Source organism: Blastocatellia bacterium, assembly GCA_016713405.1.
In the GTDB taxonomy this organism is placed as follows: Bacteria; Acidobacteriota; Blastocatellia; order Chloracidobacteriales; family JADJPF01; genus JADJPF01.
In genome coordinates this window covers 151906-164698 of sequence record JADJPF010000003.1, presented here as the reverse complement: position 1 = coordinate 164698, position 12793 = coordinate 151906, and the positions used below count along the sequence as shown (strand labels likewise).

Genomic DNA, 12793 nt, shown 5'->3' with positions numbered 1-12793 from the left:
GTGTCAGACCATAAATTTACTAATCGATTAATTAATGAAACTAGTCCCTATTTACTCCAACACGCTCATAATCCTGTAGATTGGTATCCTTGGGGGACGGAAGCACTAGAGCTTTCTAAGAAATTAGATAAGCCAATTTTGCTGTCTATTGGCTATTCGGCTTGTCATTGGTGTCATGTTATGGAGCGAGAATCTTTTGAAAATGTACACATTGCTAAATTAATGAATGATAATTTTGTGTGTATTAAAGTTGATAGGGAAGAACGCCCAGACCTAGACCATATTTATATGAGTGCAGTTCAGTTGATGACTCGACATGGTGGTTGGCCGATGACGGTTTTTCTTTTTCCTGATGGTCGGCCATTTTTTGGTGGAACTTATTTTCCTCCTCAAGATCGACACAACATGCCAGGTTTTCCTAGGATTTTAATTGCTGTTTCAGAAGCCTATAAAGATAAAGACAAACGCAAGGATTTAGAACGAGCAGGTCATGAAGTGCTAGAAGAAATAAGCACAATGAATAATTTTACTCCTAGCGCGGAGATGCTTTCTATAGAGATTTTAGACAAAGCCTACCATAAACTTACTGCAAATTTTGATAGTCATAATGGCGGTTTTGGTCATGCTCCAAAATTTCCCCAACCAATGAATCTAAACTTTTTACTTAGGGTTTATGCTAGAACTGCTGATAAGAAAGCTTTGGCAATGGTGGAAACTACGCTAGATCATATGGCAAGAGGTGGAATTTATGACCATTTAGCAGGCGGATTTGCCCGCTATTCTACAGATGAAAAATGGCTTGTACCACACTTTGAAAAAATGCTCTATGACAATGCTTTACTTAGTCAAGTTTATCTAAGTGCTTATCAAGCAACAGGAAATGAATATTATCGAACCGTTACAGAAGAAATACTAGATTGGGTATTGACAGAAATGCTTGATGATAAAGGCGGTTTTCACTCAACACTAGATGCTGATAGCGAAGGCGAAGAAGGAAAATTTTATGTTTGGGAGAAAGAAGAAATTGAAAAAATCCTTGGTGACAAGGCAGCCGCCTTTATTGATTTTTATGGTGTGACACATTCAGGTAACTTTGAAGAGAAAAATATTTTATTTATTGATAAACCTATTCCAGAAATAACTGCAAGGGTAACAAAACAATATAACTTAACGGAAGTAGAGCTAGAAGTTTTATTAGTGGAATCTCGCAAAAAACTAAGGGAAGTTCGAGCAAAAAGAATTTGGCCGGACGAGATGATAAAGTGCTAACAGCCTGGACTGCAATGATGATCAAATCTTTTGCTCAGGCGGCCAGAGTCTTAAAGCAAGATGATTACCTAAGAGCAGCTACCGACGCAGCAGAGTTTTTGTTAACAGTTAATTCTACTAATGGTAGATTATTACGTAGTTATAAAGATGGACAGGCTAAATTTAACGGCTACCAGGAAGATTATGCTTATTTAATCGACGCTTTACTTGCAATTTATGAAGCTAATTACCAAACAAAATGGCTTGTTGAGGCTCGCCGGTTAGCCGATTTAATGATTGATCAATTTTGGGATGAGCAAGACGGAGGATTTTTCTTTACTAGTAATGACCATGAGCAGTTAATTACACGTAGCAAAGAATACAGTGATAATGCTACTCCGTCAGGTAACTCTGTAGCCGTAGATGTACTATTAAGGCTAAGACATATTTTTGATGATGAACGCTATGAGCGAGTTTCTTTAAGAGTATTAAATATGCTTAGTCGTGTTTTAGAAAAGTTTCCAGGTGGTTTTGGACACATGCTTTGTGCCTTAGACTTTTATCTTGCTCAAACAAAAGAAATTGCAATAATTGGTGATGTTGCAGCAGACGACACAGAAAGTTTATTAGAAGTAATACACCAAAGCTTTTTACCTAATAAAATAGTAGTAGTTGCGGAAGAAAATAACCAAGAAGCTACTAAGTTAATACCCTTACTAGCTAACCGAACAATGATTGATGCTAAGGCGACTGTTTATGTTTGTGAGAATTTTACTTGTCAACAACCCTTAACAACAGCAGAAGGATTAGCTAAACAATTGGGCTTAAAATAATCTATTTGTTATGTTTAATTTGGAAAAGTTTGACGCACTTTATAACTTGCTTTCTACAGATATGGTGGTGGGTGATTGTGGGATAAAGTGCAACAAATATTGCTGTCAAACAGATAACACAATTAAGTATTTTCTACCATATGAAGATGAGTATTTTCTAAATAAACGATTAGAGAATTTTGAAATAGTTAACTATTACTTATTTACTTCTTATAGATCAAAAAATCAGTCTGGGTGCCTTTGTACAAGGGATTTAAGGCCCTTTTGTTGTCGGATTTTTCCTTTTCGTCCAATCATTGATCAAACCTTTTTTCAAGTTACAGGCTTAAAAAAAGCAACTGGTTATGGATTTGACCAATATTGCTGGATAAATGAGCCTTTAGCAGACTGGCAAACGGCTGCAATTAAAGCTTGGCAAATGGTTCTAAACGATCCAGACAACTTAAAATTTTATGCTCAACAAGCAGTATTTTTGACTAAGGCAAAGGAGAATTTTGCAGTTTCTACGACTTCGCTACTTTATCAAATTAGGAAGAACTTGTGGAAATGTCGGTGAGGGAGTTGTGGAAATATACTGCTTTATTTTTTGATCAACTTGGAAAACCTAACTAATTGTAGGATGTTTAATTAGTTATTTAGTATTTGAAAAAAGTTAAAGTTAAGTGGTAGAAGTTGATCAAAATTCAATTTTTTGAGATTTAAAGGAAAAATTTTTATCCATAGTTAATTTTAGTTAGATAACATATTGATTCATAAATTACTTAGCACTTTGCCGAGATCAAGTAGTTGTTGGCACCTGATTTGCCTAAATATAGTGACATTAAATTTATCTATTAAGACGGATAAGAGAGATTTTTTTTTGGTAATGATTTTGTTAGTATAGTTTGTCCTAAAAATTAGCTAACAAATAGCTATCATTAAAAACTAGCGTTATTACCAAATAATTGCCTAAGACTTTTATTTCAATTATTCAATTTGGTCTAAGTATAGACTTAAAACTATTTTAATAATATTGAGCAACTGTCTCTAAAATGAGGCATGGGCTTATTTTCAGGCGACTAGATCTGAAAGGGAGGAATTTTTATAATGAAGAAAGAGAATAAACTAGTTAAGTCCCTTTTCTTAGCTTTGGCCTTAACTATGTTTGGCGGCACAGCACCAGATGGTGTTGTTGCTCCAGTCATGGCTCAACAAGTAACAGGTACCCTTGGTGGTACAGTAACTGACGAACAAGGCGCAGTAATCCCAGGTGCCCAAGTTATTGCTAAAAACATAGCAACAGGTACAGAAACAACAACTACAGCAAATGAAAATGGTATTTATCGTATTTCAGCACTAACCCCAGGAACTTATGTTGTTAAAGTTGTTGCTGATGGTTTCAAAACTACAGAAAACAGCGATGTAACTGTAAAACTTGGTGGTAGCACTGGTTTAGATGTTGCTATGCAAGTTGGTGGACAAGCTGATATAGTAGAAGTATCAGGTGGGGAAGTCTTAATTGAAAGAGATACATCCCAAATTTCTGCTAACTATGATGCTCGTAAAGTGGCTGACCTACCAAATAGTATTGCTGGTGGTGGTATTGATACTTTAGCTTTATTAACCCCAGGTGTTGTTGATACTGGTGATACAGGCTTTAGTAATACAAACGGTACAGGCATTTCTGCTAATGGTGGTCGTGGTCGTTCCAACAATTTTAACATTGATGGTCAAGACAACAATGATATTTCTGTAGCTGGCCCAGCCGTATTTATTGATAATGCTGACATTGTTCAAGAATTCCAAATTGTTAGCAACAACTTCTCTGCTGAATATGGTCAAGCAGGTAGCGCAGTAGTAAACATTATTACCAAAGGTGGTTCAAACGAATTTCATGGTAATTTAGCTTACTTCTTCCGTGATCGTAAAAATTTAAGTACTTTGACTGTTCAAGAAAGAGCATCTGGATTAAAAGAAGCACCTTTCCAACTAAGCAACACTTTCAATATGAGCTTAGGTGGCCCAGTTGTTAAAGATAAACTCTTTTTCTTTGCTAGCTATCAAGGTATTCGTATTGCTGAAGGTACATTTGCTCAAACTACAGCAGGAGCTTTAACACTTACTCCTAATGGTATTTCTACTGCTGCTCAATTTGTTAGCCCAGCAATTGCTAATGTTTTAAGAATGGGATCACCTTTTTCTATTGGCATTGGTAATCCTACAATTAGACCAGATGTTGGCACCAGACTTATTAATGTCAATATTGGTGGTAGAATGGTTCCATTAGAATTTGCTGCTATTCAACGTACAATTCAAACACCATTTGAAGAAAATTTCTCTACTTTCCGTGCAGATTATAATGCTTCAGACAAATTGCGCATTTCAGCCCGTTACCTTTATCAAAAAGGTGAAACTGCTAATGCTACTGGAAGTCTCACAAATGGATTTATTGGTGATATTCCATCTCGTAGTCAACAACTTGGTGTAACAGCTATTTATCAAGTTTCTCCACGTGCTACAAACGAATTTCGTTTTAATTATAGCCGTTTAAGAGTTAGCTTTGGTGGTGGTAGTGGTGCAACAATTCCAAGTGCAAGTGATGCAGATCAAGCATTTGGTTTCTTTAATCTACCAGCAGGGTTTATTGATATTGGCCCAGCTAATAACTTACCACAAGGCCGTATTAATGATAACTACCAGTTCTTAAATAACTTCTCTATAACTTCTGGTAAGCATACCTATAAAGCTGGCGTTGACTTTAAGCGTCGTTTAACAGAATCTAGCTTTTTACCTAACCAAAATGGTACTTTTAACTTTAATAGTTTGGCTACATTCTTTAACAACACACCTCAATCAATCAATGTTGCTGTAGGCCCAAATATTCTTAACTTTACAGAGTTTGACCAATCTTACTATTTTGAAGATGTTTTCCGTATTAAAGATAACTTTACACTTAGTTTAGGTGTTCGTTATGAAAATACTGGTCAACCAATCAACATTTTGAATGAAATTACAAGCAGAAGAGAAAGCGATCCAACCACAGCTATTTTTAGACAAGATGTACCTCTTGAAGCACGTGTTTTCCCAGCAATTGATACTGACAACAACAACTTTGCTCCTCGTATTGGTTTTGCTTACACTCCACGCTTAAACTTTGCTAAGAAGATTTTAGGCGAAAACAAGACTGTTATTCGCGGTGGTTATGGCGTTTCTTATGACCTAGCTTTCTATAATATCTTGTTAAATTCAGCTACAGCCGCTCCAGTAGTATTTGCTACTTCTATCATTGGTACAGGTGTACCAGCAGTTCCAACAGATCCAACAGGCCCTGGAATTCGCGCTGCTATAACTTCAAGAATTCCAACAGGAACTTCTGACCCACGTTTATTAACCCAAACCGGCGTTGCTAATGATTTCCATAATCCTTACACCCAACAATTTTCTTTAGGTGTTCAACGTCAATTAGGAAATAACACAATTATTGAAGTTCGCTATGTTGGAACACGTGGTGTTGGTTTATTCCAATCAGTAAATGGTAATCCACAAATCAATACACTTGCTCGTGATTTTGGAACCCAATTCTTACCTAATGGTGTTCAACCTTCTCCAAATGGTCGTTTGGTTGCTAACCAAGGATTGTTCCGTAACCGTATTAATGGTGCAAATTCTATCTATCACAGTATGCAAGTACGTTTTGATACTAGAATTAAGAACCTAATCTTTGGAACTTCTTATTCTTTCTCTAAACAAATTGATAATGCTTCTGAGATCTTTGGCACATTTGGTGGTGGCAGTACAACCGCATTTGCACAAGATCCTTTTGATACTGGCGCAGGCGAACGCGCTTTAGGTGCTTATGACTTCCGTCATGTATTTTCAACCAACTTTATTTACTCTATTCCTCTAATCCCAGGTTTACGTGGCAATAAATTGGCTGAAAAACTTTTGGGTGGTTATGAAGTTTCTGGTACTTTCCGTACTAACAACGGACAAGCTTTTACCCCAACCCAATTCTTCTTTGGTTCTCCATATGTTGACCGTAACTTTGCTAATGCCTTTAACAGTGGTGTAGAGTTTGTTCGCCCATTCTTAGGTAACCCAAATGCTCCTGCTAGTTCAGTAGCTATTGACAATGATACTGCAATCAATGTCTTTGGACTTACAAATACCCCATCACCAACAGGATTTTATCTATTAAATTCCTTTAATGCTTCTCCAAATTCTCCTGGTACTCCTGTTACATTAGATCAAGTTAGATTTATTGCTAACACTGCGTTTACTTCAAGATTATTTGGAACTCCTTATGGTAATGTTGCTCGTAACTCTTCAAGAGGCGATGAGCTTTTCTTAGGTAACTTTGCATTCTTCAAGAATACTAAGATTAGTGAAAGAATGAACATACAGTTCCGTGCTGAAATGTTCAATGTCTTTAATCATCCTAATTTTGGTGTACCAGATCCATTTATTGATAATGCTGGTACAAGTTTTTCCAATGTTGACTTTAATGATGCTCCTCGTCGTACAGTCCAATTTGGATTAAAACTCACCTTCTAATATTTCTTAACATCTTTTTGTTAAATAACCCAGCTTAATCGGCTGGGTTATTTTTTTGTATTTACCATTGCATATCTTTGCTAAGAATGCCAAAATAAGCAAACCGCAAAACAATCCCAACAAAATTTAGGAGCTAGTTATGAGATTAAGTAAATACTCTATATTACTGGCTGTATGTTTATTATGTGTGTTGGCCTTACCAACAAATGCCCAACGTCGTCCAAGAGGAAGTTCCCCTACACCTGCTGAAGTAGAAAGACAAAATATTAGTTCACAACAAAGAGAACTACGTAATTTAGAAATGGTTGGTAATAACCCACACAAGGATGTTGACCCAATAATACTACGGCAAATGCAGCTTAAAAAGGAACTCAACGAACTTAATACAGCTACTTTAGCTTTTCTAAATATGGCAAAAGAAGATTGTGCAACACAAGTTGCAAAGCAGGATATGAAAGAAATGGCTAAATTAGCAGACAAAGTAGCTAAATGCTCTAAAAAATTACGAGACGATTTAATTTTAAGTAATTTTGAAGTTAAAGTACCACCAATGCAGATTTCCGCTACAGAAGATCGCACAGCGCAAATGTTGAAAATTGTAAAAAATATGGATGAATTAATTGAGCAAATTAATGTTTCAAGTGTGACTGCTACTACAAGCGAAATAAAGTCTAAAATTTTAGCAAGACATTTAACAGCACTAGAAAATCAAGCAAAAGGTGTTAAGGAATTAGCAAAAGGTAAAGATTAAATTTCAACTTTTTGTTTGATTATAAATATTAACTTTTCTGACTATTTTCCTAATTTTTGGGGGTGGGCAATGAAACTATTTCTAAGACTATCTTTAATGACTGTAGTTTTTAGTTTATCTGCTAATTTAAGTTTTGCCCAAGCAGAAAAATTTAAGAATGCTAAAACTAAAGAGGAAAGAGCTTTTAATAATGCAATGCTTAATGAGCAAAGCCTTCAACAGCGGCAACAAGCATTAAATGACTTACAAGAGAATAGATTTAATTACATTAAACCTGATCCTAGCATAGTTAAGCGACAAGAATTTGTTCGTAATTTGGCAGAACTAAATGCTAAAAGTAAAGAATTACTATTAGCTACACGAGCAGAAAACTTAAATGAAAAAGGCTTAAAAGAAATAGCTGATTTAGCTAATAAGCTAGGAAAAGCTGCTAAGGAGCTTCGTAAAAATTTAGACTTAAAAGGCAGAAAAGAACAAGAAGACAATACAGAACTTTCTTTTGATAAATCCCCAGGACACCTACTTTATTTATCTGCAAAAGTAAGTGGACTAGTTAGGGCTGTAAATCAAACACAACAAGCCAACTCTGTTGATGCTAGTGAAATTGAACAAACAGAACAAAAGCTCCAAGATATAGAAAAATTTTCTAAAACAATGAAATTACTAGCTAGTAAAAAGTAGCTAGTAAGCTATCGGCGTTTTTTATCTACTTCAGCCATATGAAGGTTTAGAGAATAAAAAATAGCTCGACCATCAATATTACCTAAAATTTCTTCTGATGCTCGTTCTGGATGTGGCATCATACCTAAGACATTTTTTTCTTTGTTAGTGATGCCAGCAATATTTTCTAGTGAGCCATTAGGGTTAAATTTGTCTGTAACTTCGCCATTTTTACTGCAATAGCGAAATAAAATACAGTTTTTTTCCTTTAACATAGCTAAATCGTCTGGATCACAAAAATAATTACCTTCGTTATGCGCGATAGGTAGATTTAATACATCTCCAGCATTATAAGAGTTAACAAATGCTCCTTGGTTATTTTCAACTTTTACATAGCTATAATCACAAATAAATTTTAAGTCTCGGTTACGTAGTAATGTTCCTGGTAATAGTCCTGCTTCACAAAGGATTTGGAAGCCATTACAAATACCTAAAACTAAACCTCCACGACTAGCAAACTCTTTTATTGATTTCATAACTGGCGAAAGACTAGCTAATGCTCCACATCTTAAGTAATCACCATAGGAAAATCCACCTGGTAAAATAACCACATCGCAATCATCTAGTGTAGTGGCTTGATGCCAAATAAACTGGACTGGTTGACCAACAACTTTGCTAATCACATGATAAGTATCGTGATCACAATTAGAGCCTGGGAAAATAACTACCCCAAATTTCATTTTTAGAAAACTCCTTAATTAAATTAACTTTCTATTTCTATTTTGTAATCTTCAATTACAGGGTTAGCTAAAATTGAGTGTGCTAGTTGGTTAACTTCTTGTTGAGCGTCTATAAGGGAAATATCATCTCTTAAAGCTACTTCAAAATATTTTCCTTGCCTGATGTCGGCAACAGACCCATAACCTATGGTTTTTATTGCTTGATGGATTGCTTTGCCTTGGGGGTCTAAAACTCCATTTTTTAATGTAACATATACTTTTGCTTTCATTGATTTTAAGTAAAACCTCCAAATATAAATAGCCTAAATTAATTTGCAAAAACACGATTAAATATTTTTTCTACATTACGTAGTTGTACTTTTAAGTCAAAAATAGCATTAATTTCGCTTGTAGAGAGAATTTTATTAATTTCCGTGTCTGCAAGTATTAAGTCATGGAAATTGACTTTTTCATCCCAAACCCGCATAGCATTATTTTGGACTAATTTATAAGCATCTTCTCTAGTGAGTCCATGACGAGTTAATTCTAAAAGTAGTTGACCAGAAAAAATCACACCTTGCATTAAGTGTAAGTTTTTTTGCATTTGTTTTGGATGAACAATAAGTTTATTTATTAGCTTATTAGTGCGATGTAATAAATAATCAGTCAAAATATGGCTATCAGCTAGAATGATTCTTTCAACGGAGGAGTGGGAGATATCTCTTTCATGCCAAAGAGCAATATTTTCAAATGCTGCTTGAGCATTGGCTCTAACAACACGGGCTAGGCCGCAAATTTGTTCAGAAACAATAGGGTTGCGCTTATGAGGCATTGCTGAAGAGCCTTTTTGCCCACTACCAAAAAATTCTTGTGCCTCGCCTACTTCGCTACGTTGAAGATGACGAATTTCTAAAGCAATTTTTTCTAAACTAGCAGTAGTAATAGCAAGTGTGGATAAAACTTCTGCATAGCGGTCTCGTTGGATTACTTGGGTTGAAATAGGTGCTGCTTTTAAGCCTAAACGTTGACAAACTTTCTCTTCAACTTCTGGATCAAGATGCGCAAAAGTACCTACTGCACCAGAGATTTTGCCAACGCTAATAGCTTCTTTTGCTCGCTCAAGTCTTTGTAAATTACGTTTGTTTTCAGCATAGTAAAGAGCTAAAACCAGTCCAAATGTAGTTGGTTCAGCGTGTATTCCATGAGTACGGCCAATCATTACAGTATCTTTAAATTCAAAAGCCCGCTTACGTAAAGTGTTACTTAATTTGTTAGCAGTATCAATTATTAAATTTAAGGCTTCTATTAAAACTAATGCGTTGGCAGTGTCTACAACATCTGAGGAAGTTAACCCAAAATGAACATAGCGCGACTCTGGGCCAATAAATTCTGCTAAGCAGGTAGTAAAAGCAATTACATCATGGCGAGTAGTTTCTTCAATTTCAGCAATACGTTTTACATCAAATTTAGCTTTTTCTTTGATAACAGCAAGCGCGGAAGCAGGAATTGTTCCCATTTCTGCATGTACTTCACAAACTGCTATTTCTACATCTAACCACTTTTGAAATTTATTTTCTTCTGTCCAAATCCTTCCCATTTCTGGTAGGGTATAGCGCGGAATCATAAATACTTACAGTCCTTTTAATAAATATAAGTACATAGTACATAGAATTTACTTTATAACTTATTGCAAGTAAATAATTCTTAATGCCCTTCTAGGGCATTTGATAATAGCCCTGTCCTTTAGGGCAGAGCGAATTTATAAATCTATCCAGCCTAATGGACGATCAGGAAAAGCTGTTAAAACCCGATTTTCTGCTAGTGATGCAAATAAAGGAGTTTTATCATTTAATGCTGTCATTGCTGCTAACTTAGCTAACTCTGGATGGTTATTTTGCTCGCTTAAATGGGCGAGGATTAAATATTGTGCTTTCTGATCAAAATCTTCTCGCAAAAATCTAGCCATCTCATTATTAGAAAGATGCCCATTTTGGCCTAAAATTCTTTGCTTAGTTGCCCAAGGATATGAGCTTATACGTAACATTTCTACTTCATGATTAGCTTCTAATACTAAAGCATCACAACCTATTAAATATTTTGCTACTTGTTTAGGGATATAACCTAGATCAGTAACAATTGCCATTTTAGAGCCTTTACTTTCAATAGTAAAAACTAATGGATCTACGCTATCGTGTGGGACGGGAACAGACCAAAACTGTAGGTCTCCAATTTCAAAAGGTTGGTTAGGTATTAGTTTTTCTGCTAATTTTATTGATGGTTCAGAAGTTAACTTTAAGTAGTCAAAAGCTACAGGAGAAATATAAACATAAATATTAAGTTTTTTAGCTAAGGTTTTTAATGCACGAACATGATCGCTATGTTCATGAGTGATTATTATCGCGCTAATGTCTTGAATTCTGCTTCCAACCATTTCAACACGTTTTACCAGTTCACGAGCCGACAACCCACAATCGACTAACACAGAAGTTTTTCCTGTGCTAATTAAAGTGGCGTTACCACTGCTACCGCTAGCTAAAACGTTAAAGCGCATAAATTAAAAATACCAATAAATTAAAATAGTTAATAGCCTAAATGAGCTAAATCTAACTTAACTTTATCATTAGCTCCCAAGATAGTAATTGCTAGTTTATTTTTTTGAAAAGTATTTTGTGCAATTTCTTGGATTTCTTCTTGGCTAACCTTATCAATTTCTGTAATTACTTCATTAATAGTAATATTTCTAGTAAATAGCATATGATTATTTGCTAAGCTAGTCATTTTGCTAGAAATAGAGTCATTGCTTATAAGTAATGCGGTTTTAATTTGTTCTTTAGTTGTATTAAGCTCTTCTAAGGAAACTATATTTTCTTTTAGCTTAATAATTTCCTGTAAAACATACTCAATAGCTTTATTTACTTGTTTATTTGCAACAGCTAAATAAATGGATAAACAACCAATGTCAGTAAAAGAGTCTATAGAAGAAAATACTGAATAAGCTAAACCATGTTCTTCTCTAATTGTTTGAAATAACCTAGAACTTAGTCCGCCCCCTAAAATACTATTAAAAACATTGCAAGCATAACGCTTAGGTGAATGTATGACAGGAAAGTCACTAGCTAAAACAATATGAGTTTGTTCTAAATTTCTTTTTTTATGGACAGATATTTTATATTCAGTTTTAGGAGTAGATATTAATAATTTTTCTGTTTCTGGTTTTAGATGTCCAAAATATTTTTGGGCAAGTTCTACTAGCTCTTGATGGCAAAGATTTCCTGTAGCACAAATCAAAATATTTTCAGGATAGTAAGTTTTTTGATAATAATTAATTATTTCGTTTCTAGTAAAATTGCCGACGCTTTCGGCTGTACCTTGGATGGGTCGGCCCAAAGGATGATTGGGCCAAAATGAACTAGCAAAAAGGTCATAAACTAGCTCATCAGGTGTATCATCCACCATTTTAATTTCTTCTAGGATTACACCACGCTCTTTTTCTAACTCAACAGGGGAGAATGTTGGATTAGTAATAATATCAGCTAATAGGTCAAAGCCTTCTGATAAATGACAATCCAAAACTCTTATATAAAAATTAGTAACATCTTGACTAGTAAAAGCATCTAGTCCGCCACCTAAAATATCAGCTTGTGTAGCAATTTGTCTGCTTGTGCGTTTAGAAGTACCTTTAAAAACAGCATGCTCAATAAAATGGGAAATCCCATTTTCTAATGCTGATTCATGACGTGAGCCAGCACAAACCCAAATTCCTAGGCTCACCGAACGAACATAACTTATTGATTCGCTGATGATTACTAGACCATTATCTAAAGTTGTTTTATTTACTTGATTTTCTATCATGAAAGGAAAGACATCCTAGCATAGCCCTTTTTGCCTTTCAAGTTACTAAAGCATATGCGAAAAATAAGTGCAAAATATTTGATAGTGGTAAATATAATATTTGCAGCTAGATAAAAGAATTTACACTTTAAAAATAATGTAAAATTTGAGTTAAACAGCAACATTTGACTAGGCTTATTGCATCTTTGTAGTAAAAT

9 protein-coding genes and 1 pseudogene are annotated in these 12793 nt (G+C 35.0%); 5 read left to right on the top strand and 5 right to left on the bottom strand.

The features are described 5' to 3' along the window. From IPK14_04000 to IPK14_03980, 5 genes and pseudogenes are all read left to right on the top strand, one after another. Window positions 1-2081 (top strand): annotated as a pseudogene (locus IPK14_04000) (thioredoxin domain-containing protein). Between the two features lie 10 nt (window positions 2082-2091). Beyond that, complete coding sequence (locus tag IPK14_03995; protein MBK7992587.1) at window positions 2092-2637, top strand: hypothetical protein; 546 nt, start codon at window positions 2092-2094, stop codon at window positions 2635-2637. A 530-nt stretch (window positions 2638-3167) separates the two neighbouring features. Further along, on the top strand, window positions 3168-6614 hold the full coding sequence (locus IPK14_03990) for a carboxypeptidase regulatory-like domain-containing protein (protein MBK7992586.1): 3447 nt from the start codon (window positions 3168-3170) through the stop codon (window positions 6612-6614). Between the two features lie 139 nt (window positions 6615-6753). Next, a complete protein-coding gene (locus tag IPK14_03985) occupies window positions 6754-7365 on the top strand; it encodes a hypothetical protein (protein MBK7992585.1) in 612 nt (203 codons plus the stop codon). 69 nt (window positions 7366-7434) lie between these two features. Continuing rightward, entirely contained in the window at window positions 7435-8046 is a 612-nt protein-coding gene (locus IPK14_03980; GenBank protein ID MBK7992584.1) for a hypothetical protein, read from the top strand. Window positions 8047-8054: 8 nt separating this feature from the next. Here IPK14_03980 and purQ read toward each other — a convergent pair whose 3' ends face one another. From purQ to IPK14_03955, 5 genes are all read right to left on the bottom strand, one after another. Further along, a complete protein-coding gene (purQ, locus tag IPK14_03975) occupies window positions 8055-8765 on the bottom strand; it encodes a phosphoribosylformylglycinamidine synthase subunit PurQ (GenBank protein ID MBK7992583.1) in 711 nt (236 codons plus the stop codon). A 23-nt stretch (window positions 8766-8788) separates the two neighbouring features. Then, complete coding sequence (purS, locus tag IPK14_03970; protein ID MBK7992582.1) at window positions 8789-9034, bottom strand: phosphoribosylformylglycinamidine synthase subunit PurS; 246 nt, start codon at window positions 9032-9034, stop codon at window positions 8789-8791. A 38-nt stretch (window positions 9035-9072) separates the two neighbouring features. Beyond that, a complete protein-coding gene (locus IPK14_03965) occupies window positions 9073-10368 on the bottom strand; it encodes an adenylosuccinate lyase (protein ID MBK7992581.1) in 1296 nt (431 codons plus the stop codon). A gap of 135 nt (window positions 10369-10503) precedes the next feature. Next, the gene (locus IPK14_03960) at window positions 10504-11295 is read right to left on the bottom strand and encodes an MBL fold metallo-hydrolase (GenBank protein ID MBK7992580.1); all 792 of its coding nucleotides are present in this window, start codon (window positions 11293-11295) and stop codon (window positions 10504-10506) included. A 29-nt stretch (window positions 11296-11324) separates the two neighbouring features. Continuing rightward, window positions 11325-12596: an insulinase family protein gene (locus IPK14_03955; protein ID MBK7992579.1), complete on the bottom strand. Its 1272-nt coding sequence runs from the start codon at window positions 12594-12596 to the stop codon at window positions 11325-11327. Window positions 12597-12793 lie beyond the last annotated feature (197 nt).